The sequence below is a fragment of the Pseudomonas fluorescens genome, assembly GCF_019212185.1.
Lineage (GTDB): Bacteria > Pseudomonadota > Gammaproteobacteria > Pseudomonadales > Pseudomonadaceae > Aquipseudomonas.
Window position 1 is genome coordinate 2,594,232 of record NZ_CP078138.1, and the last position, 25,334, is coordinate 2,619,565.

A 25,334-nucleotide genomic window follows, 5' to 3' on the forward strand; every position below is an offset into this window, starting at 1 on the left:
TCCCTGGACTGGTTTAGAGTGCTCGGGAAGGACGTTTCCCACCCTCGATAAAGCGCTGGAAGGCTTTCACGAAGGGGATAACTGTGGGTATCAGACGTTTCCGGGTGGTTCGTAGGATGGGTCTTTATCTGGCAGTGGCAGGGTGTCAGACTTTCCAAGCGTCATCGGCACCCCGTGACCATTCACCTCCCTAAATCAACCACGACCGCACTGGTCGGCCGCGAGCAGCACAGCAAAATACTCCCGCCCTGCGGCACATCCAGCGGCTCTTCAAAATACTCCACCGACCCTTGGCGCAGCGATACCTGGCAGGTGTTGCACAGGCCTGCCCGGCAGTTGAAGGCTGGGGTCAGGCCGGCCTGTTCAGCGAGTTCCAGCAGGGAGTGGCAACCCGGGTCCCAGGCCACTCGCTTGCCGGAGGGCAGGAACTCGACGCTCAGTTCACCCTCGAGCAGAGTGGGGGGCTCAACTATCGGCGCAGCAGGTGCGCAATCTTCATCTTCCTCAAGAATGGTCGCCGGGCCGAAGAATTCGTAGTGGATGCGCCCGGCGGCGATGCCCAGGCTGCGCAGCAGGCGCCAGTTGGCCTGCATGAACGGGCGCGGGCCGCACAGGTAAACGTCGTAGTCGTCCAGCGGCAGCAGCTGTTGCAGGGTTTCGCGGCTGATCAGGCCCTGGCTGTGGAAGGCCGGCTGGGCCTTGTCCTCCGGAGTCGGATTGCGGTAGCAAAAGTGCGCGGTGATCCCCGGACGGCGGTCGGCCAGAGCCAGCACTTCATCGCGGAACCCATGCACCGCGCCATTTTCGCAAGCGTGGAGGAAGTACACCGAGCGCAGTGATTCGCGGCTCAATCGGTGCAGCATGCTGAGCATCGGGGTCAGGCCGACGCCGCCGCTGAACAGCAGCACCGGGCGCGGGCTGTCTTCATCGAGGACGAAACTGCCGGTGGGGCCGGCGATCTCCAGGCTGTGGCCGACCTGCACTTGATCGTGGAGGTAGTTGGAGCCCTGGCCCGCCGGCAGGTCCGGGCGGTCGAACGGCGCCGGCTCGCGCTTCACCGAAATGCGCAACCGCGCCGGGTCCGCCGGGTCGCCGGACAGGCTGTAGTTGCGCACGGCAGTCACACCATCGCCCAGTTCCAGACGCACCACGAGGAACTGTCCGGGGCGAAAGTGCAGGTGGGAAACACCGTCGGCCGCCTCCAGTACGAAGGAGGTGATCACCGCGCTTTCGGCTCTTTTCTCAACCACCCGATAGCGTTTGAACCCGCTTGAGGTGTGCAAAGGCGTGCCCATCTCAGGCCTCCAGCTGACGCGAGAGGGGGATCAGGTTGGCCGGCTGTTCCTGGGCAATCAGTTTGTCCAGATTGCGGCGAAAGCGCAGCGGCCCGGAGTCGGAGGCCAGGTCGATGTTCGGCGTGCGCTTGTTGGCCATGCCCTGGTGTACGGCGGTCAGCACCACCCGATCCTCGGCAAAGGCGTGGCGCACGTCTTCGTCGAACTGGCGTGATACGTCCTCGTTCTCGGTATCGAAATTGCGCACCTGGAACCAGTAGTAGCGGGTGTTATTTTCATCGACCGGGGTCATGAAGTTGTAGGAGTTCATCAGGAACACCTGCTCGTGCAGTTCGCCGTCGTCGCGACCGGTGCCGGCGGGGGTGAACAGGGCCTTGATGATCGCCTGGGACGGGTAGTGCACTTCGTAGTGTTGCTTGCGATCGCAGTGGCCGCTGAACTGGACGAACTTGGCATAGAAGGGCGCCACCTCGACGTCACGCATCCAGCGCGAAACGATTACACCCTGTTCGGTGACTGTGGTTTGCAGCGGTTCCTCGGCACAGGCCGCATTGCCGAAGGACGACTGATGGACCCAGGCGACATGGGCCGGGTCCAGCAGGTTGTCGGTCATGTACAGGTAGTTGCACGGGATCAGCATGCTGTCGCCGCGATTCAGGCCCCAGGCCGGATCGCCCCATTCCGGGACGTGGCAGATCTGCGCTGGATCGGCCTGCGCCGGGTCGCCCATCCAGATCCAGATAAACCCGTAGCGCACCTCCAGCGGATAACTGCGCACCCTGGCGCCCTGGGGAATGCGCTGGCTGCCGGGCGCGCGCACGCAACTGCCGGAGCAGTCGAAGGTCAGGCCGTGGTAGCCGCACTCCAGGTCGTCACCTTTGCGCCGGCCCATCGACAGCGGCAGCTTGCGGTGCGGGCAGGCGTCTTCGAGGGCGACGGGCGTGCCGTCGCCCTTGCGGTACAGGACCACGGCTTCACCGAGCAGGGTGACGGGGTGCAGTTGTTCAGCCAGTTCGGCTTCACTGGCGGCGACGTACCAGGCGTTTCGCAAGAACATGGGGATGGCTCCTTATCGGGATGGCGGGCGACGGGTTCAGTTGTAGATGTCGAAACTGAAGTACTGCTTCTGCAGCCGGTCGTAGGTGCCGTTCTTGTGCATTTCTGCCAGCGCGCCGTTGATCGCGTCCGCCAGTTTCTGGTCGTCCTTGCGCAGGCCAATGGCGATGCCCAGGCCGAGGATCTGTTCGTCGCGGACCGCGTCGCCGGCAAAGGCGAAACCGGTGTTGCCCGGGGTCTGCAGGAAGCCGATATCGGCCACCACTGCGTCAGTCAATGTGGCGTCGATGCGCCCGCTGGTGAGGTCCGGGTAGACCAGGTCCTGGTTGTTGTAGGAGACCATGGTCACCCCGTGCGGCGCCCACTTGGCCTTGACGTAGGCTTCCTGGGTACTACCTTGGGCGACGCCGACGCGCTTGCCCTGCAGCGATTCGACGGTGGGCAGCAGGCCGCTGCCGTCCTTGGCGATCAGGCGGCTGGGGGAGTTGTACAGGCGGTCGGAGAAGTCGATGGTCTGCTTGCGCTTTTCGTTAACGGTCATCGCCGAAAGAATCGCATCGAACTTGTTCGCCTTCAGCGCCGGGATGATGCTGTCGAAGGCGCTTTCGACCCACACGCACTTGGTCTTGAGCTGCGCGCAGATGGCGTTGCCCAGGTCGATATCGAACCCCACCAGTTGCCCGCTGGGTTCGCGCGATTCGAACGGGGCGAAGGTCGGATCGACGCCGAAGCGCAGGGTGGTCAGGTCATTGGCCAGGGCACTGGTGGAGGCGAGCGCGAGAACCGTGGCGAGCATGAGTTTTTTCATTGTTCCGGGCCTTTTTTGATTTTTCGAGTGGGCGGCTGGGCTAATGCAAGGTCGTGGTACAGGTCCAGAATACGAGAACCTGAAATTTCGAAAAGATGGCTAAAACTGTTGCTTCGTTTAGCTCAGCTAAACTAATAATCGGCCCTCGCCACACGGGAGATGCCGATGAACAACTTGCCTTCGCTGCGTGCCATTCAGGTGTTTGAAGCCGTCGGGCGTTACGGCGGGATTGTCGAAGCGGCGCGCCGCCTGGGCATTTCGGCGGGTGCGGTGAGCCAGCAGATGAAGCTGCTGGAGGACAGCCTGGGCCTGAGCCTGACCTTCCGCGTCGGCAAGCGAATCAGCCTGACCACAGCGGGGCAGCGTTATCACGACAGCTGCGTGGCGGCGTTCGAAACCCTGCGCATCGCCCAGGTCGAAGTCGAGCGCGCCAGGAGCACCCATAACCTGCGCATCAGTGCCTTGCCGTCGCTGCTTTCCGATTGGCTGGCGCCGCTGATCTACCGCTGGCAGAGCGAACACCCGGGGCTCAATCTGTTCCTCGACGGCAGCCACGCCGAACCGTCGCCCGAGGGTTATGAAATCGATTTTCGGGTGACGTACGGCGACCATCGCGCCAGCGAACATGCGGTGGAGCTGTTTCGCGATTGCGTGGTGGCGGTCTGCAGCCCGCGGCTGTTGCGCGAGGATTTACCGCTGCGCACGCCGGCGGATTTGCTGAGCTATCCCTTGCTGTCGATCGACTGGCTACCGAAATTCGCCTCGCCGCCGTCCTGGCGCGACTGGTTCAGTTCGCAGCAAATCGACGTCGCGGCAATGGGCGAGGCGTATCGGGTTTATTCGCTGTCATCGATGGCGATCCAGGCGGCAGTCCTCGGCCAGGGCGTGGTGCTGGCGCAGCACTCGATGATCGCCGAAGCGCTGGCCGACGGGCGCTTGATCATGCCGTTCGGCCACGCCCTGCAGATGCCTTCGTCCTATTACCTGGTGGGGGCCAAGGACGCCTTCGACAAGACTCATTGCCGGGACTTTCAGCGTTGGCTGGTGGCCCGTGGAAGGGATCAGATGGCGGTCAATCAGCGGTTGTTGGGTGGCTCGCCACGCTGACAACCCTCGCCGGTATGGGGCCAGGGGTCACCTTGGACGGGTATAGGCCGATGCTTCGGCGCTTCCTACTATGGGGTCATGTTCAATGCCCCATTGGGTAACAGGAAGCCTGAGTCATGGCGATCGACCGTAATGATTATTCCCGTCTGTGTCCGGCAGCCCGCGTGTTTCTGGAGCGCAGCCACGGCCACTTTATCGATGGTCAATGGCAGTCTCCCACCTCCAGCATTGCCGTGCTCGACCCCTCCAGCGGACAACAAGTGAGTGCAATCGGAGCAGGCGCTGCCGCCGAAGTCGACGCTGCGGTGCAGGCCGCACATCGGGCTTTCCATCATCCGTCCTGGCGCGGCCTTGCCGCACTGGAGCGTGAATGTCTCATGCTGCGTCTGGCGGAGTTGATTGAAGATAATGCGCTGCTGCTGTCGCAAATTGAAAGCGTGGATAACGGTATGCCGCTTGGCTTTGCCGAAATCAATGTCGGCGGTGCTGCGGGTGTTCTGCGCTACATGGCGGGCTGGCCTTCGAAAATTGTTGGCGACACGGTCGACGTGAAGATGCCATTTCCCGACAGCCAGTTTTTCGCTTACACCGCGCGTGAGGCTGTGGGCGTGGTCGGCGCCATTGTCCCGTGGAATGTGCCGTTGATGATGGCGGTCTGGAAGCTGGCCCCGGCGCTGGCGGCCGGTTGCACGGTGGTTTTGAAGCCGGCAGAAGATGCCTCGCTGACCGCATTGATCCTGGCCGATCTGATTCAGCAGGCGGGGTTTCCAAACGGTGTGGTGAACATCGTCACCGGTTACGGCGCCCAGGCAGGCGAAGCGCTGGTGCGGCACCCGCTGGTTACGAAGATTTCCTTTACCGGATCCACTGAGACCGGCAAGCAGATCAATCGTCTGGCCACCGACACCTTGAAGAAGGTCACCCTCGAATTGGGCGGTAAATCGCCCACCATTGTTTTTGATGATGCCGATCTGGCGCAAGCCATCAGTGGCGCAGCGAATGCCATTTTCACCAATGCAGGACAAATTTGTGTCGCAGGCTCGCGCTTGTACGTTCAGCGTCGGGTGTATGAGCAGGTCCTAGAAGGTGTTGCTCGCCAGGCCGACAGTCTGCGTCTGGGCGCCGGGCTCGTCGTCGGCAGTCAGATGGGGCCGCTGATCAACGCCCGTCAGCTCGAGCGAGTAGAAGGTTATGTGCAGCGCGCGGTTGAGGCGGGCGCAAGCCTGGTGACCGAAGGCCGCTCACCTCAGGGCGCGGGGTATTTCGCCGCACCGGCGGTATTGGCCGGTGTCGGGCAGGGGGACGATCTGGTGCAGCAGGAAGTGTTTGGCCCAGTCCTCGCGGTTTTGCCATTTGATGATCTTGAAGAGGCGGCGATGCTCGCCAACGACTCGGTCTACGGTCTGGCGGCGAGTGTCTGGAGTCGTGACCTGAGCCGCGTGCATCGCCTGGTTCCACTACTCAAGTGCGGCAAGGTGTCCGTCAACACTGAAGGTTTTCCTTATCCTGCGCTGCCGGAAGGCGGTACCAAGCAATCTGGTTTCGGCCGTGACCTGGGTCGTGAAGGCCTGGATGGCTACCTGGAAAGCAAAACAGTGCTGGTTCGCGTGAGCTGATCGGAGCGACTTGCAGGGGGGGAGCAGATGCCTCATTTGATCGTTGAGTACAGCGCCAATCTGGAGCACGAGCTGGACCTTGAAGCGTTGTTCGCCAAGGTCCATCGGCAATTGATCGGCATGCAGTTGTTTCCAACGGGCGGTATTCGTAGCCGGGCACGGCGCACCGACCACTACCGGTTTGCCGATGGGCTGGGTGACTTCGCCGGGGTGCACGTCGAACTCAAGCTCAGTGCCACTCGGACGCAGACTCTGCGTGAAGAAATCGGGCAAACAGTCTTCAGCCTCCTGCAGGCGCATTTTGCACCGCTACAGGAGCGGCGTTATCTGGCGCTGTCGATGGAAGTCGGGGTGTTCCATCCCGGGTCGTTCTTCAACTCAAATAATTTGCACGCGTTGTTCGAGCCTTCATGACGCAGAGGCGTGGGCTGAGGAGGCCCACGTTGTCTGCCTCGCCAATGGCTGCCTATTCAATGAATGGAGTTAGAAACATGAAGCTTGCGTCACTTAAATCCGGGCGGGACGGCCAACTGCTGGTGGTCAGTCGCGATCTGCGACTGGCGGTCAAAGTGGGTGAGCGCGCGCCTACCCTGCAGTTTGCGCTGGACAACTGGGATGAACTGGAAGCGCCGTTGCGCGAGTTGTATGACGGCTTGAATCACGGCCAGGTCGACGGGGCATTTGCCCTGGAGTTGAGTCAGTTGGCCGCGCCATTGCCCCGCAGCTATCAGTATCTGGATGGTGCCTGCTACCTCAGTCACATTCAGCGCAATCGCGCAGCACGGGGTGAAACATTGCCTGCAGACCTGTTGGAAAAGCCGCTCGTTTACCAGGGCATATCCCATGGATTCATGGCGTGGAACGATCCCATCTGTCTGCCTGACGAGGGTCTGGGCATCGACTTCGAAGCGGAAATCGCCGCCATCACCGGTGATGTACCAATGGGCGTTTCGCCGCAGGACGCCACAGGCTACATCCGCTTGTTTGTCCTGCTCAACGATGTTTCCCTGCGCGCACTGATTCCCGCCGAACTCAAGCGCACCTTCGGTTTTGTCACCAGCAAGTCAGCGTCCACGCTGGGGCCTATCGCAGTAACGCCCGATGAGTTGGGTGAGTTGTGGGATGGCAAACTGGTGTCGGGAAAAATGAAGTGTTGGGTTCGCGGGGAGCTTTTTGGCGACATTGAAACCGGCATCGATACGCCGTTTCACTATGGGCACATGATTGCTCATGTCGCGCAAACCCGTGACTTCGAGCCTGGCAGTCTGGTGGGTCTGGGCACGGTTTCCAATGAAGACGATAGCGTCGGTTGCGGTTGTATCGGGGAGTGGCGTGCGCTGGAAACCATCAAGACCGGCCAGGCTTCCACGCCGTTATTGAAATTTGGCGAGCGAGTCAAAATCGAGCATTTCGACCGCGACGGTCACTCGGTTTTTGGTGCCATCGATCAGCTTGTCGCACCACGCAAAATCAACTGACCTCACTAGACAACCCAGTACAGGGAGCCCCGCATGCTCTGTAAAAGTCTCCATCACGCCGCGTTTCGTTGCCAGGATGCGCGCAAGACCGTCGAGTTTTATACCGATGTCCTTGGTTTGAAGTTCATCCATGCCATGGGTGAGGACCATGTGCCTTCAACGGGGGCTTACAGCCCGCACATTCATATTTTTTTCCAGATGGAAGATGGCAGTTGCATCGCCTTTTTCGAGTTGCCCAATGATCCTGGCGCGGTTTCAGGACGGGATCCACAAACGCCCGGCTGGGTCCAGCATTTCGCCTTCAGGGTCAAGGACGTCGAGACGTTGCTGCAAGCCAAGGCCGACCTGGAGTCGAAGGGTGTTGAAGTGCTTGGGCCGGTCAATCATGATGATTTTCTGCTTTCGATCTACTTTTTCGATCCTTCCGGGCATCGCCTGGAACTGGGTGTGCACACGGCCACAGCCGAAATGGACGAAGCGTACGAGCTTGAAGCCCCGGCAGTATTGAAACATTGGGATGAGCGGCACAACTGGTCCGAGCGGGCGCTTATCTTTGGCGCGGACCACGGCTATAAGCACTGACCGCAAGACGGCCGACACCCTGTTATAGGCCGGGCTGGCGCCCATTACTCAATCCATTTACCCAAAACCCCGACGGGCGTCTCGACAGGCGCCCGTTTTTTTTCGTCGTCGATCTGGAGGCGTCCGGTGCGGCGTCACCCTTCAAGGTGACGTTAGATGCTTCGCGGGAGCGTAATTTCAGCTATAGCAAGTCGGTGAAAATAACATTCCGATATTTCCGACTGCTTGCACTGAGGATACGTTCATGAAGCATAAGTTTTCTCTGGGTATCTGCGGCTTGTTGGCCGGTGCTGTCCTGACCGGTCATGCTTCGGCTCAGGTCACCGTAGTGTCCTGGGGAGGCGTTTTTCAGGACGCGCAGCGTGAGGTGTTCTTCGATCCCTTGCGTGCCGAAGGTTTGAAAGTCAAGGAAGACAGCTGGGACGGTGGCATCGGCATCTTGCGCTCGAAGATTCTGGCGGGCGATTCCGGATGGGACCTGGTCCAGGTGGAACCCGAAGAAATGGTCCTGGGGTGCGAGGAGGGGTTGTACCAGCCACTGGATTTCGCCCGTATCGGCAAACCCGCGCAGTTCATACCGGGGGCTGCGAGTGAATGCGGTCTTGGCGCCAACGTCTACAGCATTGTCATGGCCTACGATGGCAACGTACTGAAAACCGGCCCTCAAACCTGGGCCGATTTTTGGGACGTAAAGAAGTTTCCCGGCAAGCGGGCACTGCGCCAGGGGCCGAAGATGAACTTGGAATTCGCCCTGATGGCCGATGGTGTTGCGCCTGATCAGGTCTACAGCGTGTTAAGTACGCCGCAGGGGGTCGATCGAGCATTCGCCAAGCTTGAGGAACTCAAGCCGAATCTGATCTGGTGGTCGGCCGGCAATCAGCCCATGCAACTGTTGGGCTCCGGGGAGGTGGTCATGACCAGCACTTACAACGGTCGTGTGTTTGCCGCCAACCAGTCGGATAAACGCAATTTCAAAGTGGTGTGGAATGGCGGGGTGTTCATGGTCGATTCCTGGGTGCTGCTCAAGGGTAGCAACAATCAGGATGACGCCTACCGTTTCCTTCAATACTTTGGCGATGCGCGGAACCAGGCGCGTTTCCCGCTGAAAATTCGCTACGGGGTCGCAAACAAGGACGCCAACAACCTGATCCCCGCGGATGTTCAGGCTGAACTACCGAGTTCTCCAGACACCCTGGCCAAATCCGTACCCTTCAATGCTGAATACTGGCTGGAGAATATCGACTCTCTGACTGAGCGATTCTCCGCATGGTCTGCAAAATGACGGTCGTTAACTCGCGCGATGCAGGCGCTACAGGCGGGGTGGCCGCAGTTGAACCACGCGTCAGGGCATTGGCTCGAAGCTGCCCGCAGTTGCGCCGCCGGCAGTGCATGGCGTTGCTGCTGATTACGCCATTGTTTCTGTTCCTGGTGGGTACATTCATCCTGCCGCTGAGCGGCATGCTCAAACTGGCGGTCGATGATCGGGAAACAGCCCTGCTATTGCCTCGCACGTTGTTGGCCTTGCAGGGTTGGGACCAGCGGTCCTTGCCGTCCGATGCCGCGTATGAAGCGCTGGTGGCCGATTTGCGTCAGGCGCAGGTGGATAAAACCGTCGGGACTATCGCACGGCGGCTCAACTACGACACGCCGGGGTTGCGCAGCCTGATCAGCAACAGCGCGCGCAAGCTGATGAGTGCCCAGGCGCAAGACGGCAGTTGGCGCCAGCGACTGAGCGCTATCGATCCACAATGGGCACAGTTGGAACCCTGGATTGCCCTCGAGCGTGCCCGTGGACCCGTCACCAGCCTTTACCTGTTGACGGCGCTGGATCTTAAGCAAAACGTGCAAGGGCAAATCACCCGGGTCGCCGACGGGCAATCGAACTACCTGGGCATTCTGGCGCGAACATTCGGCATCTCGTTATCCGTGACCGTGATCACCCTGTTGCTCGCGTTCCCGGTGGCGCAATACATGGCGTCGGCATCGCCTCGTATGGGCGCAATCATCATGTTGCTAGTGCTTCTGCCGTTCTGGACCTCGGTGCTGGTACGGACCATGGCGTGGGTGGTTGTCCTGCAGGGCAACGGCCTGATCAACAGCTTCCTGCAAGCGTTGGGTGTGATCGAAAGTCCGTTGCACATGCTTTACAACCGTACCGGGGTGCTGGTTGCGCTCAGTCATGTGCTGCTGCCCTACATGATCCTGCCGCTTTACGGCGCCATGCGTGCGGTCCCTCCTGCTCAGATGCGAGCGGCCGTATCGTTGGGGGCCGGAGCGGTCACGGCGTATCGCAGGGTGTACTTGCCGCAACTGATTCCAGGTATCGCGGCGGGCTCACTGTTGGTCTTCATTCTTGCACTGGGCTACTACATCACACCGGTCTTGATCGGTGGTTCGAATGACCAGTTGATCAGTTACTACATCGCCTTCTTCACCAGCGGCACCATCAACTGGGGCCTGGCTGCAGGGTTGGGCATGGTCCTGCTCATGGCAACACTGGTGCTGTATCGGGTCTATGTCGGCCTGGTTGGCGTACAGCGCATCGGGCGTTAGGAGAACGTATGCAAAGCTTTGTGTTTTGGCGCTGGTTCAATCGGTGCGCAGCCTGGATGGTGTTGATATTTCTGATGGCGCCCATCCTGGTGATCATCCCCTTGTCGTTCAATGGCGGCAGTTTTCTCAGCTTTCCCATGGATGGTTGGTCGTTGCGTTGGTATCAGCAGGTGTTCAACTCGCCTCAATGGCTGTTCGCGCTCAAGAACAGTGTGTTGATCGGAGTCGCCAGCATGAGCTTGGCCACGGTACTCGGCACATTGGCGGCGCTGGGTCTGAACCTAGCGGATTTCCGCATGAAGGCGCTGCTGATGGCGGTGTTGTTGTCGCCGATGATTGTGCCGACGGTGATCACTGCGGTGGGTATCTACTTCCTGTTCTCGACCCTCGGATTGGCCAGCACCTACCTGGGCATGGTACTGGCGCACACCGCGCTGGCGACGCCCTTTGTGTTGATCGCAGTGAACGCCACGCTGCAGGGGCTTGATCGCGGTTTGCTGCGGGCGGCTGCGAGCCTGGGGGCCGGTCCGGTGCGCACGTTCTACCGGATCACCTTGCCGTTGATTCTTCCCGGCGTGGCCAGCGGCGCGGTGTTCGCCTTTGCCACGTCATTCGACGAGGTGGTGGTGTCGTTGTTGTTGGCAGGCCCAGAGCAGCGGACGTTGCCCCGGGAAATGTTCTCGGGGGTGCGCGAGAACCTGAGCCCGTCCATCACCGCCGTGGCGTTCTTGCTCACCTTGCTCTCGACACTGTTCCTGCTGACTTTGGGCTGGTTGCAACGTTACGCCGGGCGCATGGCTGGGAAACGGCTGGCATCCGAAAGCTGATCGCAGTTGCAACGAGATCGTAGCCAATGTGAATTTCAATCGAGAGCGTGACTTCATGTCGAACAATAAAGAAGCCTACGTCAGGTTCGCTGGCGTGAAAAAAAGCTATGACGGCCAGAATCTGGTGGTCAAGAACCTCAATCTGAATATCCGGGAGGGGGAGTTCATGACCCTGCTCGGCCCTTCCGGTTCAGGCAAAACCACCTGTCTGATGATGCTGGCTGGTTTTGAAACCGCCAGTGAGGGCGAGATCTACCTGGATGGTCAGCCGATCAACCGCATCGCGACCCACAAGCGCAATATCGGCATGGTGTTTCAGAACTACGCGTTGTTTCCGCATATGAGCATCGCCGACAACCTTGCATTTCCGTTGCAGGTTCAGCGCCTGGACAAGGCCGAGATTCGCAATCGAGTGGGGCGCGCCCTGGAGATGGTGCACCTGCAGCACCTGGCGACACGTAAGCCAGCGCAATTGTCCGGTGGTCAACAGCAACGAGTGGCGGTGGCGCGTGCGTTGATCTTCGAACCCAAGGTGGTGTTGATGGACGAGCCACTGGGTGCGCTGGATAAACAACTGCGCGAGCAGATGCAGTACGAAATCAAACGTCTGCACAGCCAGCTGGGCATCACCATGGTTTACGTCACTCACGATCAGGGTGAGGCCCTGACTATGTCTGATCGAGTGGCGGTGTTCAATGACGGTGTGATTCAGCAACTGGCCAGTCCGGGCGAACTCTACGAACGTCCTGCGAATGCCTTTGTGGCGCAGTTCATTGGCGAGAACAATCAACTCAAGGGCAATGTCCTGAACCTGCTGGGCGATCGCTGTGTGATTGCCATGGACACCGGCCAACAGATCAATGCAATGAGTTCACCGGGCCTGAAAGTCGGGCAGCGTTGTTGCCTGGCGCTGCGTCCCGAGCGGGTCAGCTTCCTGGAGCCTGGTGTAGAACTGAGCAACAACTTTGAAGCAGATGTCTGCGAAGTCATCTATCACGGTGACCACCTGCGCACACGCCTCAAGCTCTGTGGGCATGACGACTTCATTATCAAGATTCCCAATGTCCAGGGGTTGCAGCCGAGCTTGCCGGGGCACCGAGTGCGCATTGGCTGGCACCTGCAGGATTGTCACGCGCTGAGTGTCTGAAACCTCCCTCAAGGGCACATGACTCACCCCTTGAGGGTAGAGACGCGGTAGGGAGCAGACCCTAGATTCAGGGACAAGGATTACACCTTGCGGTGAGTCCTCTCCCAAACGAATGACCTGGAGTGGCAGTATGAACAGCAACAACAAAGCCTGGCTCAAAGAGCACAACACGGTGCACATGATGCATCCGATGCAGGATCCGAAAGCACTGCACGAACAGCGCCCATTGATTATTCAGTCCGGTAAGGGCGTACACATCACTGATGTTGACGGGCGTCGCTTCATCGATTGCCAGGGCGGACTATGGTGCGTCAATGCCGGTTACGGTCGACGTGAAATCATCGACGCGGTGACCCGGCAGATGGAAGAGCTGGCGTACTATTCGTTGTTTCCCGGCAGCACCAATGCGCCGGCCATTGCGCTTTCGCAGAAGTTGACCGAGGTGGCGGCCGAGGAGGGCATGGTCAAGGCATCGTTTGGTCTCGGCGGTTCGGACGCCGTGGAGACTGCGCTGAAAATCGCTCGTCAATACTGGAAGCTGGAAGGCCAGCCCGACAAGGTCAAGTTCGTCTCGTTGTACAACGGCTATCACGGCCTGAACTTCGGTGGCATGTCCGCCTGTGGCGGCAACGCCTGGAAAAGCAGCTACGAACCCTTGATGCCGGGCTTCTTCCAGGTCGAATCACCGCATCTATACCGCAACCCTTTCACCAATGATCCAGAGGAACTCGCAGAAATCTGTGCGCAGATCCTTGAGCGGCAAATCGAAATGCAAGCGCCGGGCACTGTCGCGGCGTTGATTGCCGAGCCGATCCAGGGAGCTGGCGGAGTCATCGTACCCCCAGCCTCTTATTGGCCGCGCTTGCGCCAGATCTGCGACAAGTATGACATTCTACTGATCGCCGATGAGGTCATCACCGGACTGGGTCGCAGCGGTTCGTTGTTCGGTTCCCGTGGTTGGGGGGTCAAGCCCGACATCATGTGCCTGGCAAAAGGTATCAGCAGCGGTTATGTGCCTCTGAGCGCGACACTGGTCAACTCCCGCGTCGCCCGGGCATGGGAGCGTGATGCCGGTTTCACCTCGGTCTACATGCATGGCTACACCTATTCCGGTCACCCTGTCTCTTGCGCCGCTGCGCTGGCGGCCATCGACATCGTGCTGCAGGAGAATCTCGCCGAAAACGCACGGGTGGTTGGCGACTATTTCCTGGAGAAGCTGCTGATACTCAAGGACAAACATCGGGCCATCGGCGATGTGCGCGGCAAGGGGCTGATGCTGGCAGTCGAGCTGGTCAAGGAAAGGGCGACCAAGGAGCCGTTCGGCCCGGCAGACGCTTATCCGCTGGCCATTTCCGAGGCCTGTGTGAATAACGGAGTGATGATTCGTACCATCGTCAACAAGCTGATCATCTCGCCGCCGTTGACCTTCACCACCGAGCATGTCGACGAAGTGATCGAGGTGCTCGACCGCGCCTTCGTTGCCAACCCCTGGTAACCCGTTGCTGACCAGTATCTATACAGATGCTGGTCACCCTCCATCCTGATAATGAGTGTCGCCATGAATTCAACGTTGGATTTGGCGTGCGAGCTGCGCCAACGCTTGTCGTGCCTTGACGATGCAAGTCTCGATCGGCTGTTTCGTGATGGGCGCAGCCACAGTGCCTGGCAAACACGTCCGGTGAGCAACACCTTGCTTGAAGAACTGTGGGCGTTGGCGCAATTTGCGCCGACATCGGTCAATGGCATGCCGGCAAGGCTGGTGTTCGTCACCAGCGCTTCAGGCAAGCAACGTTTGCAGCCCTGCCTGAGCCCTGGCAACGTCGACAAGGTGTTGAGTGCACCGGTCACGGTGATCATCGCCTTTGATATGAACTTCTGGCAGCACCTTCCCCGATTGTTCCCACATGCGGATGTAAGCGACATGTTCCGCGATGATCATGCGGCGAGTGAAGAGTGCGCGTTCCGCAACAGCTCGTTGCAAGCGGCCTGGTTGATGTTGGCCGCCCGGGCGCTGGGCCTGGACTGTGGGCCGATGTCAGGCTTTGACCGGCAGGCCGTGGACCGTGAGTTCTTTGCAGGAACCGGGGTTTGCAGCAATTTTCTCTGCAACCTGGGGTATGGCGACGCCAGCAAGTTGTATCAACGCTTGCCGCGTTTGTCTTTCGAGGAGGTGTGCACCTACGCCTGATATCGCCTGCCAGTGTCCACCGATCAGGCGGGCACTGGCCCTGCAGTCAATTCAGATTCAGCGCGCCATCCATATTGTCGTAATAACGAGCGAACAGTTCGTTTTGGCAGGAAATACCCAGTTTGGCATAGGCCCGCTTACGGTGGGTCGCCACCGTGTTGACCGAAATTCCCAGGTTCAGGCCAATCCCCAACGTCGTGTAGCCCAATGCGATAGAGGCGCAGATCTGCGCTTCGCGTTGAGTCAGACCACCGGCCGCCTTGAGTAGCGTGCTGCGCAAGTCCTCATACATCTTTTCGCGGCGCTCCAGGCTCAGTACCGGTTTTGTCTCCGGCACAATTGCCCGGCGTCCAAGTTCAAGCATCTGCGTGTGTTTGCTCAGCGCCTGAGTCAGGAAACCACTCAGATACTGGAGCCGCAGCGTGTCTTGCGTGACAAAATCCCGTTGCTCATCGCTGCGATAAAAGCTGCAGTAGAGGACGCGCTCGTCGGTATGGCTGACCAGCGCAAGTTCCTGATGCACCAGTGCGTCATGATAAAAGCGTCGCCGGTAGTCTCGATCATCGATATGTGCCGGAGAAACGCAACGTACCAGCATTGGCTGTTCAGGGGTCAGGGCGGCTTGTCCCAGGGTGATGTTCGGATCTCGGCGGAAGGCTCCTTCGGTGTACTCCTGAGCAAGGGTGCGAGTCAGCTTGCCTGCCTGGCTATGCAGGGCCTCTGCAACCAGGCACTGAGGATTGCCCTGATGATCGAAGCTGAAAACGGTGCATTGATCAACGCTCAACTGATCACGGCAAAAGCTGAAGAAATCCCGGGAAAACTGGCTGCCGCCAATCCCTCCAACGAGATTCGCCATTTCATTCATGCCAGGGATCATGCTGGTTACTCCTCACGCAATGGTTTTGATCTTCGTGGGCGTCGCTGGCGCTCACTCAGCACCGCATCTGCGATGCATACCTTCTGAAAATATAGGCATAAACCAGGCCATTGGCGCCCATCGCGCGGGAAAACAGAACTCAAGGGCAATTTCCCTGATTAGCTTGGGCGGTTCAGCGAATATCCCTGATCAAACTGAGTGACTCATCGTTATCGTCCTCGGCATTTGGGGTTTTCACGTGGGGATGCATCCAATCAGGGCGACTCCCGCACTGTCCGGCAAAGCTATCGGACGCGACTTGCGGATAACTTTTTTGGGAAGGTCAGGCCAGTAACAGTGTGGTGTTCGATTGGTAACACTTTCCGGCCCAGGTTCCTGCTACGGAACGCCGGCCTTTTGCTCGTCTGCTCCCATTGCAAACAAATGCTCGAACCCCTGTAAGGTGCTGTCGACGAAGCGCTCATCCGAGGTGCCCGCCGGAAACTGCAACACGCCATGAATCACCAGCGAGGCCAGGCCGTGGGTGTAGGACCAGGCGGCCAATGCGGCGCGGCGCACCTCGCTGGAATCCGGATCCTGTCCGAGCACTTCGACCATGATCTGCTTGAGTTGGCCAAAGGCCGTATCGCGAGCCTCGATGTAGTCGAGCGGCATCTCGTTACCGGCCAGCTCCGGGCCGAACATCAACTGGTAAAGCGCCGGATTGCGCCGTGCGAAGCTGAAATAGGCAAGGGTCGCGTTGCGCAGTTTCTGCCGGCCATCGGGTTGTTCAGGCTCACTGCGCATCACCTTGGCCAGCTCGCGAAAGCCCTGGGCCGCCAGTTGTCCCACCAGTTCGGCACGGTTGGCGTAGTGGTGGTAGGCCGCCGTGGCACTGACGCCGACCCTTTCCGACACCGCACGCAGCGACAGTTTGGTCGGCCCGACTTCTTCGAGCATCTGCCGCGCGGCGTCGAGCAACTGTGGGGCGAGGTTGCCGACGTGGTAGGTGTCGCGGGCGCGTTGCGCAGTCTTGCTCATGGGGCAGGGCCTTGGAAACGAGGGGAGTGCAAGGGGCTGGATCTTATCACTGGAAAATATCTTGACGCTGCTAAGATGTGATCTTAGCATCGCTAACATTCGCCTCGGAGGCGTTTTTTTTAACCTGATCTTATCGCTGTAAAGTTGGAGGTGATCGATGAAGCACTACGATGCCGTGGTAATCGGTGCCGGCAATGCCGGGCTGACCGCTGCGACCGCGCTGCAACGGGGTGGCAGTCGCACCTTGCTGATCGAGCGGCACAACATTCCCGGCGGCTGCGCCACCTCGTTCGTGCGCGGCAACTTCGAATTCGAGGTGGCCTTGCATCAGCTCAGCGGCCTGGGCACCGAGGACAAACCGTTCGTGATGCGCAAGCTGTTCGACAAGCTCGGGGTGCTGGACAAGGTCGAGTTCATCCAGGAGCACGCGCTGTATCGGCTGGTGGTGCCGGGCGAATTGGATGTGACCCTGCCGGCCAGTTGGTCGGGGATCCGTCGCCTGCTGCAGGCGCTGTATCCAGCTGAAAGTGAGGCCGTCGAGCGCTTCATGACGCTCTGTGAAAAGGTCACCCTGGAAAGCTTCATGACCTTGCCCCAGGCCACCCGGGCCAACAGCGAGGCGTTGCTCAAATCGTTGTGCCCGAACTATCTGCAGTACGGCTTGCGCTCGGCGCGGGAGGTGCTGGATGAGTTTTTCAGCGACGCCAAGCTGAAGAACATTCTGGCGACCTACTGGCTGTACCTCGGCGTGCCGCCGGAGCGCCTGCCGTTCTCCGACCTGGCGACCATGCTCTACGCCTACGCGGTGTTCAAGCCTTGGCACATCAAGGGCGGTTCCCAGGCCATGTCCAGTGCCCTGGTGGAGTCGTTTCTCGAGGCCGGTGGCGAGGTGCGTTTCAACTTCGCTGTCGAGCAGATTCACACCGACGCCGGGCGAGTTTGCGGCGTCAGCCTGGAAGGCGGCGAGCGCGTCAGTTGCGCGGCGGTGGTGTCCAACGCCAGCCCGCTGATCACCTTCAACGAACTGCTTGACCTTGAGCGGCCGCCGTTGCAGATCCAGGCCGATTTCAAGTCTCGGCGCATGGGCACGTCGGCCTTCGTGATCTACCTCGGACTGGACTGCACGCCGCAGGAACTGGGGGTGACCACCGCTTCCAGCTTTATCTACGAGACCCTCGACGAGGCGCAGATTCACGCGCGCATGGGCAGCCTCGAGCCGCCGTTGGGCGGCATGTTGACCTGCTACAACCTCGAGGACCCGAGTGCCGCGCCCGAGGGCAAAAGCCAGGTGGTGCTGGTCTGCCTGCAGTACGGCGACGTGTGGAAATCGGTCGCGCCCGAGGATTACGCACGGACCAAGTATGAATTCGCGGAAAAGCTCATCGCCGTGATCGAGAAGGTCTACCCCACGGTGCGCCAGCACATCGAGGAGGTCGAGGTGGCCACGCCCCTGACCATGATGCGCTACCTCAACACCCCGGGCGGGGCGATCTACGGGTTCCAGCAGACGACCCAGGACTCGGCGCTACTGCGCGAGCGCCTGGACGCGGTGCCGGGGCTGTACATGGCCGGCGCCTGGACTTCCATGGGCGGTTTCCAGCCGACCTACATGGCCGGCGAATCCACGGCCAGGGCCGTGCTCAAGCAACTGAAAACCAATGAGGTGGCGCATGTCTGAACAGAGTCCATTGCACCTGATCGCCGGATACACCGAGGCGCTCGCGACCAAGCGGGCGCTGGAGCACAGCGGTTCGGATTTCTACGAAGCGCGCGGCGAGGTTGCCAGCACCGTGGTCCAGTTGCACCCCAAGCGCCTGGCGCTGGAAGTGGTGCAGGTCATCGACGACACGCCGAGCACCAAAACCTTGCGCCTGCAGGCGGTGGATCGCCAGCTGCTGCCGCCGTTCCAGGCCGGGCAGTACATCAACCTGTTCGTCGAAATCGACGGCGTGCACACGGCGCGACCCTATGCGATTTCCTCCTCGCCAATGCAGCGCCAGTACTACGATCTGACGGTCAAGCGCGCAGTGGGTGGCTTCGTTTCCGGGTACTTGCTGGACCGCGTGCACGTGGGTCAGCCACTGCGCAGTTCGGGGCCGATGGGCACCTTTCACCATAATCCGCTGTTTCATGGTGACGAACTGGTGTTTCTCGCCGGGGGCTCAGGAGCGGCGCCGACGCGCAGCATGTTGCTGAACATCCTCGAGCGAGGCTTGGAGCAGCGCTTGCATCTGATCTATGTGAACAGCTACGTCGATGATGTGATCTACGCCGAAGCATTTCGCACCCTGGCTGAGGCGCACCCGCAGTTTCGCCTGACCGAGGTGATTTCCCGCCCGCCCGCTGGTTATCGCGGGCACAGCGGGCGTTTGAGTCGCGAGCTGTTGCAGGCGCAGTTGGGCGAGATGGGCAATCGGATGTTCTATGTCTGCGGGCCGACGCCGTTCAATGACAGCTGCTTGGAACTGCTCAGCGAGCTGGGAGTGGCGCGGCGACGGATTCGGGTCGAGGCCAACGGTGCACCGAAGTCACCGGATCGGCAGCCGGGTTGGCCTGAGGGGATTGATCTGGAGGCTGAGGTGCAGGTAACGGTGCAGGGGCGTGGCAGCTTTCGCAGTAAGGTGGGTGAGCCGTTGCTTAATGCTTTGGAGCGCAATGGTTACTTCGTTGAGAATGCTTGTCGGTCGGGGGAGTGCAGTTTGTGTCGGGTGAAGTTGGTGTCTGGCCCGGTGTTTAATCCGCAGGAGGCGCACCTGCGGCAGTCGGACCGGGATTTTGGCTGGGTTTATTCCTGTGTGGCGTTTGCGACGGGGGATGTGGAGGTGATGTTGTAGGGGGTGTCGGGGACTGTCAGATTTTTTGTGTGCGGGCCGGTAATGGCCTGCCGTCAGGCAGGCCCTGATTTTCACCAGGTCGGCCTGATGAACCGATCTCCGTACAGAATCGCAAATTGATTCATCGCACTTTTCCAGTCATGGGCCGCTGAGCCCCAGTTTGCCGTGATGTTTCGTAGCCCCAACCAGATCAGTTTGGTCGCTGCATCGTCGTTCGGGAAGTGGCCACGGGTCTTTATGATCTTACGTAGCTGAGCATTGATGCTCTCAATCGCGTTGGTGGTATAGATCACCTTCCGGATGGCGGGCGGGAAAACAAAGAATGGAATCACTCGATCCCAAGCGCGTCTCCAGGCGGCCACGACCGTTGGATACTGTTTGCCCCAAGGCCCGTTTTCAAACTCATCCAAGGCCTGCTCAGCCGCTTCTGCGTTGATGGCCTGATAAATCGGCTTCAGCGCCTTGGCCAGTGCTCGACGCTTGTCCCAAGCCGCGTAGTCCAGGCTGTTGCGAATCAGATGCACAATGCATGTCTGCAGTGTTGTTTCTGGAAACACTGCGCTGAGGGCCTCTGGCATGCCCTTGAGGCCATCGGTCACGGCAATCAGCACGTCCTCGACGCCTCGCGTTTTGAGGTCGTTGAACACCTTCATCCAGAACTTCGCACCCTCGGTGTTCTCGATCCAGATGCCCAGGATATCGCGCGTCCCGTCGGGTAAAACACCCAACGCCAGGTAAATGGCCTTGTTGCGTACCAAGCCTTCTTCGCGGATCTTCACCCGTAGCGCATCAAAGAAAATGACCGGGTACATCGGCTCCAGCGGGCGCTGTTGCCACGCGCCAATCTCTTCCATGACCTCGTCGGTCACAGAGCTGATGAAATCGGGCGAGACGTCCGTGCTGTACTGCTCAGAAAGAAACGCACGAATCTCTCTGACCGTCATTCCACGGGCGTACATGGCGATGATCTTGTCATCGAAACCGGTATAACGGCGCTCATGCTTGGGGATCAGAATCGGCGAGAAACTGCCGTTGCGGTCGCGCGGAATATCCAGGCGTATCGGGCCATCGCCGGTGAGCACCGTCTTGCCGCTCTTGCCGTTGCGCTGGTTGGTTTCGTCCTCCGGGCGCTGCGCGCCCGATGGATAACCCAAATGGTGGCCAAGCTCGGCATTTAGGGCGCGTTCAATCAGCGCTTTCTTGAAGGCCGCAGAAGCCTCTTCGATCGCCTCAGCGGTCATCAGTGTTTGAGGGAGTTGATCCAGCAGTTCCTTTGGAAGCTTCGGCAGCTCCCGCACCGGTTGGCGCTCAGATTTCTTTTTGGTTGGCATACATGCACCTCTTACTCATGTTATGCCCGAACACAAAATTTCTGACACCCCCGGGTGTCGGGGCGCTGCATCGCCAGCGAAAAATCAGTGGCACGCCGCATGCATCCAGGACAGCGGCGTCAACGTTGGAGGTCTTCGCTGCGATGCGGCGGCCCGACAAGCCAGCTCCTACAGGGGGATGCGTCATTCTGCTACATCGCCATCCAAACCGTAGGAGCTGGCTTGCCAGCGAAAAACCAGAGGCCACCGCGTACATTCAGGATAGCTGCGTCATCGTTCACGCCCATCGCGAGCAGGCTCGCTCCTACAATGACTGTGGTCGATCACAAGATCTCCATACATCGCAGATTCACTGTGGGAGTGAGCCGGCTCCGGGCGGCGTTCCGACGAAAAACCCGAGGCCACCGCGTACAACCAGGACAGCTGCGTCATCGTTGACGATCTTCGCTGCGATGCGGCGCCCCGACAAGCCAGCTCCTACAAGGGATTGAACTGCGGGAGCCCGCAAAATCACGCAGCACTCACCACTGCATCGCCCCCCACCAACCTGTTCTGCACCGACCGATACAACAGACTCGAGACCATAAACCCAACCAACGCCAGCACACTCATCAGGCTGAACACATAGTTGTAGCCCTGCTCACCGGGAAAGTGGTCGAGGATCGAGCCGTAGATCACATAGGCGAACATCCCCGGCGCGTAGCCGATCAGGCAGCCGATGCCGAAGGCGGAGCCGGTGATGTGCGACGGGATGCCGACTTCGCCCATGGGCGCCCAGAATACTCCGCGCATGGAGAACACGATCAGCGCGAAGGACAGGGTGGCGGCCATGCCGGCGTAGATGAAGCCCGGGCTTTTCGGGATCAACAGGATGACGCCCATCAACGGCAGCAGGGCGAGGAAGGCCCATTTCAGGTAGCGGCTGGTGCTTTTGAATTGCTTGTCGGCAATGAAACCACCGGCCGGGCCGCCGAGGATTTTCAGGAAGTACTGGTTGATGATGCCGTAGGCGCCGACCAGGGCCACCGGCAGGCCGTACATTTCCTTGAGGTAGGGAATGAAGTAGGTCAGGCCGCAGTAGACGATGTAGACCATGAACACGTTGAGGCTGACCAGCCAGATGCCTGGCACCTTGATCGCTTCCAGCAGGTTGCCCATGCCTTTTTTCGGCTTGGCGCTGGCCTGCGTGTCACCGCTTTTCAACAACAGCCAGATCAACGTGCCGGCGAGGATGTCGATCACCGAGTAGAACAGGATCGCCGATTTCAGCCCGGCTTCACCGGAGCCGAGGGCGACGAAAATACCCAGCGCAGAGAACGCCACCAGGGTATCGATCACCCCGCGACCGCCTTCGAGCAAGCCGAACAGGCGACCCTGTTCCTGCTCGTCGCCAAGGTTGCGGATGGCCTTGAGCAGCGAAGGCCAGAACAGGCAGTCGGCGCACACCGCCAGCAGGCTGAAGACGATCAGCAGGCTGCTGAACGGTGGAAAGGTCGCCAGGTACAGCCCCAGGCCACCGGTGCCGATCAGCCCGAGGGGGATCATTTTGCGGGTGTCGTAGCGGTCGGCAAGCATCCCGCCGAGGACGAACAGGGCGGTGGCGATGATCGCGTTGGCGCTCAGCAGCAGGCCAATTTCGGTGTGGCTCAGGCCCATGAATTGCTGCATGGGGATGTAGAAAGCGTCCTTGAGGTTCGCCAGTTTGTAGATGGTCCCGCCGCCGAGGACGAGGATCAGGAAGCGCAGCCATTTGGCCTTGTCTTGGGTTGTCATTGTTATTCTCCAGGCGTGATTGGATGAAGCGAGTCGCGGCAGGGTCAGGCGTGGTTGTCGTGGGCCAGGGTCAGTTCGGCCAGGGTGCGCAGTTCGGCCAGCAGGCCGCGCACGTAGGCCACCTGGTTGTTGGCCCAACGGTGCTCGTCGGCCAGCATCCGTTCCAGGGAAAAGCCTTGGGGCAGGGCGGTTTCGCTCATTTCCCGGTAGGCAATGAACGGATCGCTGGCCTCGTCGACCTGACGGAACGCCGGCGCCACGTAGTGATTTTCCTGCTCGAGAATGAAGGCGACGACTTGCGGGCTGGAGTCTCCGAGCAGCAGCAGTTCGAACAGCATCCGCGCATTGGGCAGGTCGTCTTCGGCGCTGCCCTGGAGCACGCCGTAATGGCCGAAACCGTTGTATTCGGGGACCACGCGCACGCCCTTGAGGTGGACCTGGCGGATGTGCGGCGCGAGGTTGCGCAGCGCCGGCAGCGGTTGTTCGCAGGCGTTGATCATGTTGCCGAAGTCGAACAGCGCATGCAGGCGCGGGTGGTTGAGGCGACTCAACAGTTGGGCGATTTCGTCGCTCTTGAGTTCTTCGTGCTGCTCGAAATCGAAGAACAGGTCGTGCTCGTCGGCTTGCTGCGCGAGGTAGTGCAGGTCGGTCTCGATCCGGTCCATGACCTGCGACAGCGTGCCTTCGTAACGCGAGTAGACGCGGATATTGCGCGTGCCCAGGGCCCTGGCGATGGCTACCACCTGATCGACATCGGCTTTGCGCGTACTGCTGATTTCCAGGTGCACGGCCAACTCCAGCGCCCGAGCTTTGTCGGCGAATGCCTGGAGTTGATCGGCGTTCATCTGGCCGAGGCTGTTTTCCTCACCGTCCAGCAGGTGCAGGCTCAGACCCTGCAACTCGTGGCGATAGGCGAAGTCCAGCAGGTCGGCGGGGGTGACGCGGCCGTGGGTCAGGTTGGTCAGCAGCGGGTAGGCGTGGGCGAACAGGCGCAGTTGGTCGAGGCGCTCAAGCAACTGGCGGGCCAGTGCCGGGGTCAAGGTCGGGACTGTTTCGTTCGCCCCAGCCTTGTGGCTGAGCAAGGTGTTGAAGCGCTCTTGGATCTTATTGTTCATTCGAGTCGTTCCTGGTTCAGACACCGGGTCTACCGGCGCAGCCTTTATCGCGCCAGTCAGGAACTCTCGATAGATCCATTATCGGTTAAATCATAAGACCACTTGCCGGCCCTCAATCGGCCTGGGTCAGGTAACCCAATTCCCCCAAGGCGCGAGCCAGAGCTTCGACACGGGTCTGCGCGAGTTTTTCCGGGGTGCCGGCGAAGCCCATCAGCAACGCCGGCGGCAGGCGATGGGCGAGGCAGTAGTCGCTCAAGGCGTAGGTGTGAATGTTGTGCCGGGCCAAGTCGCGGGCGACCTGATCGTCCTCCAGGTTCGCGGGCAACCAGGCGATCAGGTGCATGCCGGCGTCCACCGGGGTGAGGGTGAAGAAGTCGCCGAGTTGCCGTTGCAGTTGCTCCACCAGCGCCTGCTGGCGCGCCTGGTACAGGCTGCGCATGCGCCGGATATGACTGAGGAAATGGCCCTCGCTCATGAAGTCGGCGGTGGTCGCCTGGAGCAGCGTCGGCGGGCTGCGGTCCATCACCGCGCGCAGGGTGCAGAAAGGTTCGACCAGGGCCTGGGGCAAAATCACGTAGCCCAGGCGCAGGGCTGGAAACAGCACCTTGCTGAAGGTGCCGACGTAGATCACCCGGGTCATGCGGTCCATGGCACAGAGCGCCGGGAGCAACCGGCCCTGATAGCGAAATTCGCTGTCGCAGTCGTCCTCGATGATCCAGCTCTGCTGTTGCGTCGCCCAGTCAATCAGCGCCTGGCGCCGTCCGTAGCTCATGGTCACGCCGAGCGGGTGCTGGCGCGACGGCGTGGTGAATACCAGGCGCGCGTCCGGGCATTCGGCCAGGCCTTGGGCGATGTCGATGCCTTGCTCGTCGATGGGCAGTGGCACCACCTGGGCGCCCTGGGCCTGCAGGGCAATGCGCGCGGCGATGTGCCCGGGGTCTTCCATCCAGGCGCGGTCCTGGGGATTGAGCAGCAGCATGGCCAACAGGTTGAAGGCCTGCTGGGCACCGGAGACGATCACCACTTGTTCGACCTTGCAGTCGATGCCACGGGCGTCGAACACGTAGTCGGCAATGGCCGTGCGCAACGCCTGCAGGCCCTGCAGTTCGCCGTAGCCGAGCATCGATTTGGTCGGCTTGAGCAGGTGGCGGTTCATCAGCCGTCGCCATACCGCCAGCGGGAAGCTGTCGTAAGTGCTGTGGCTGGGCAGGAAGGAGGTCGGGGTCGCCGGGTCCCAATCGGTATAGGACACCCCACGAAAATGATCGCTGCGCAGCGACAGCATCGACTGGCTGAGGTCCGACAGGCGCGGAGGCGGTTCTTCAGCCTCGGCATCTCGCGCCCCACGGTTTTCCCATTCGTCGCCGACATAGGTGCCGGCGCCGGTGCGCGAGGCGAGGAAGCCCTCGGCGATCAGTTGGTCAAAGGCGTTGAGAATGGTGATCCGCGACAGCGCCAGTTCCTTGCTCAGGGTCCGCGTCGACGGCAGGCGCACGCCACCCTGCAGCTTGCCGCCGAGAATCTGTTTGCGAATCTGCAGATACAGCTGGCGGTACAGCGGCACCGCGCTCTCGCGATCCAGCTCGATGGCCGACAGCAGCAGGCCTGCGGGGGATTTCATGGGTTGCTCGCCGAGTGCATGGCAGGACTGGCCTGCGGGGTGATCTGCGCAGGTTAGCGGCCGCCGGCAGATAAGTCATCCATTGCCGGGCGGCGCCCTGTCA

General features: G+C 60.3%; 22 protein-coding genes. 13 read left to right on the forward strand and 9 right to left on the reverse strand.

The window, feature by feature from the left end; genetic code table 11:
• Window positions 1-182 precede the first annotated feature (182 nt).
• The 3 genes from KW062_RS11870 to KW062_RS11880 are packed head-to-tail and all read right to left on the reverse strand — an operon-like array spanning window position 183 to window position 3,159.
• The gene (locus KW062_RS11870; RefSeq protein WP_105756013.1) at window positions 183-1,295 is read right to left on the reverse strand and encodes an FAD-binding oxidoreductase; all 1,113 of its coding nucleotides are present in this window, start codon (window positions 1,293-1,295) and stop codon (window positions 183-185) included.
• Window position 1,296: 1 nt separating this feature from the next.
• Window positions 1,297-2,352 (reverse strand): aromatic ring-hydroxylating dioxygenase subunit alpha, encoded by a 1,056-nt coding sequence (locus KW062_RS11875; protein WP_027620406.1) that lies wholly within the window; start codon window positions 2,350-2,352, stop codon window positions 1,297-1,299.
• Between the two features lie 36 nt (window positions 2,353-2,388).
• Complete coding sequence (locus KW062_RS11880; RefSeq protein ID WP_105756014.1) at window positions 2,389-3,159, reverse strand: ABC transporter substrate-binding protein; 771 nt, start codon at window positions 3,157-3,159, stop codon at window positions 2,389-2,391.
• A 165-nt stretch (window positions 3,160-3,324) separates the two neighbouring features.
• Between KW062_RS11880 and KW062_RS11885 the strand changes: the two genes are divergently transcribed.
• The 11 genes from KW062_RS11885 (at window position 3,325) to KW062_RS11935 (ending at window position 14,657) form a co-directional block, all read left to right on the forward strand.
• Complete coding sequence (locus tag KW062_RS11885; RefSeq protein ID WP_027620404.1) at window positions 3,325-4,266, forward strand: LysR substrate-binding domain-containing protein; 942 nt, start codon at window positions 3,325-3,327, stop codon at window positions 4,264-4,266.
• A 116-nt stretch (window positions 4,267-4,382) separates the two neighbouring features.
• Window positions 4,383-5,882 (forward strand): aldehyde dehydrogenase family protein, encoded by a 1,500-nt coding sequence (locus tag KW062_RS11890; RefSeq protein WP_105756015.1) that lies wholly within the window; start codon window positions 4,383-4,385, stop codon window positions 5,880-5,882.
• 27 nt (window positions 5,883-5,909) lie between these two features.
• Window positions 5,910-6,296 (forward strand): hypothetical protein, encoded by a 387-nt coding sequence (locus KW062_RS11895; protein WP_027620402.1) that lies wholly within the window; start codon window positions 5,910-5,912, stop codon window positions 6,294-6,296.
• A gap of 77 nt (window positions 6,297-6,373) precedes the next feature.
• Window positions 6,374-7,360: a fumarylacetoacetate hydrolase family protein gene (locus KW062_RS11900; protein WP_027620401.1), complete on the forward strand. Its 987-nt coding sequence runs from the start codon at window positions 6,374-6,376 to the stop codon at window positions 7,358-7,360.
• Window positions 7,361-7,393: 33 nt separating this feature from the next.
• On the forward strand, window positions 7,394-7,942 hold the full coding sequence (locus tag KW062_RS11905) for a VOC family protein (RefSeq protein ID WP_027620400.1): 549 nt from the start codon (window positions 7,394-7,396) through the stop codon (window positions 7,940-7,942).
• Between the two features lie 244 nt (window positions 7,943-8,186).
• The gene (locus tag KW062_RS11910; protein ID WP_027620399.1) at window positions 8,187-9,224 is read left to right on the forward strand and encodes an ABC transporter substrate-binding protein; all 1,038 of its coding nucleotides are present in this window, start codon (window positions 8,187-8,189) and stop codon (window positions 9,222-9,224) included.
• A complete protein-coding gene (locus tag KW062_RS11915; protein WP_051550599.1) occupies window positions 9,221-10,495 on the forward strand; it encodes an ABC transporter permease in 1,275 nt (424 codons plus the stop codon). The genes KW062_RS11910 and KW062_RS11915 overlap by 4 nt, the downstream gene beginning before the upstream one ends.
• Window positions 10,496-10,503: 8 nt before the next feature.
• A complete protein-coding gene (locus tag KW062_RS11920) occupies window positions 10,504-11,322 on the forward strand; it encodes an ABC transporter permease (RefSeq protein WP_033866383.1) in 819 nt (272 codons plus the stop codon).
• Window positions 11,323-11,377: 55 nt separating this feature from the next.
• Complete coding sequence (locus KW062_RS11925; protein ID WP_027620396.1) at window positions 11,378-12,469, forward strand: ABC transporter ATP-binding protein; 1,092 nt, start codon at window positions 11,378-11,380, stop codon at window positions 12,467-12,469.
• Window positions 12,470-12,599: 130 nt separating this feature from the next.
• The gene (locus tag KW062_RS11930) at window positions 12,600-13,964 is read left to right on the forward strand and encodes an aminotransferase class III-fold pyridoxal phosphate-dependent enzyme (RefSeq protein WP_081786405.1); all 1,365 of its coding nucleotides are present in this window, start codon (window positions 12,600-12,602) and stop codon (window positions 13,962-13,964) included.
• A gap of 63 nt (window positions 13,965-14,027) precedes the next feature.
• Entirely contained in the window at window positions 14,028-14,657 is a 630-nt protein-coding gene (locus KW062_RS11935; protein ID WP_051550581.1) for a malonic semialdehyde reductase, read from the forward strand.
• A 46-nt stretch (window positions 14,658-14,703) separates the two neighbouring features.
• Here KW062_RS11935 and KW062_RS11940 read toward each other — a convergent pair whose 3' ends face one another.
• Together KW062_RS11940 and KW062_RS11945 are read right to left on the reverse strand one after the other, a co-directional pair.
• A complete protein-coding gene (locus KW062_RS11940; RefSeq protein ID WP_027620393.1) occupies window positions 14,704-15,537 on the reverse strand; it encodes a helix-turn-helix transcriptional regulator in 834 nt (277 codons plus the stop codon).
• Window positions 15,538-15,915: 378 nt separating this feature from the next.
• Complete coding sequence (locus tag KW062_RS11945) at window positions 15,916-16,557, reverse strand: TetR/AcrR family transcriptional regulator (protein WP_027620392.1); 642 nt, start codon at window positions 16,555-16,557, stop codon at window positions 15,916-15,918.
• Window positions 16,558-16,714: 157 nt separating this feature from the next.
• On the opposite strand from KW062_RS11945, the gene KW062_RS11950 reads away from it, so the two are divergent.
• Together KW062_RS11950 and KW062_RS11955 are read left to right on the forward strand one after the other, a co-directional pair.
• Window positions 16,715-18,235, forward strand: coding sequence for a phytoene desaturase family protein (locus tag KW062_RS11950; RefSeq protein WP_105756016.1), 1,521 nt, complete (start codon window positions 16,715-16,717; stop codon window positions 18,233-18,235).
• Window positions 18,228-19,391 (forward strand): FAD-binding oxidoreductase, encoded by a 1,164-nt coding sequence (locus KW062_RS11955; RefSeq protein ID WP_105756017.1) that lies wholly within the window; start codon window positions 18,228-18,230, stop codon window positions 19,389-19,391. The genes KW062_RS11950 and KW062_RS11955 overlap by 8 nt, the downstream gene beginning before the upstream one ends.
• A 71-nt stretch (window positions 19,392-19,462) precedes the next feature.
• Here the strand turns inward: KW062_RS11955 and KW062_RS11960 are convergent, their stop codons facing one another.
• From KW062_RS11960 to pdxR, 4 genes are all read right to left on the reverse strand, one after another.
• Window positions 19,463-20,722, reverse strand: a complete 1,260-nt coding sequence (locus KW062_RS11960; protein ID WP_105756142.1) for an IS256 family transposase — start codon at window positions 20,720-20,722, stop codon at window positions 19,463-19,465.
• 510 nt (window positions 20,723-21,232) lie between these two features.
• Window positions 21,233-22,495, reverse strand: a complete 1,263-nt coding sequence (locus tag KW062_RS11965) for an MFS transporter (RefSeq protein WP_105756092.1) — start codon at window positions 22,493-22,495, stop codon at window positions 21,233-21,235.
• Between the two features lie 44 nt (window positions 22,496-22,539).
• Window positions 22,540-23,610 (reverse strand): sugar phosphate isomerase/epimerase family protein, encoded by a 1,071-nt coding sequence (locus tag KW062_RS11970; RefSeq protein WP_105756091.1) that lies wholly within the window; start codon window positions 23,608-23,610, stop codon window positions 22,540-22,542.
• A 112-nt stretch (window positions 23,611-23,722) separates the two neighbouring features.
• Window positions 23,723-25,231 carry a MocR-like pyridoxine biosynthesis transcription factor PdxR gene (pdxR, locus tag KW062_RS11975; protein WP_027620387.1) on the reverse strand — a complete coding sequence of 503 codons (1,509 nt, stop codon included), beginning with the start codon at window positions 25,229-25,231 and terminating at the stop codon, window positions 23,723-23,725.
• Window positions 25,232-25,334: the final 103 nt, after the last annotated feature.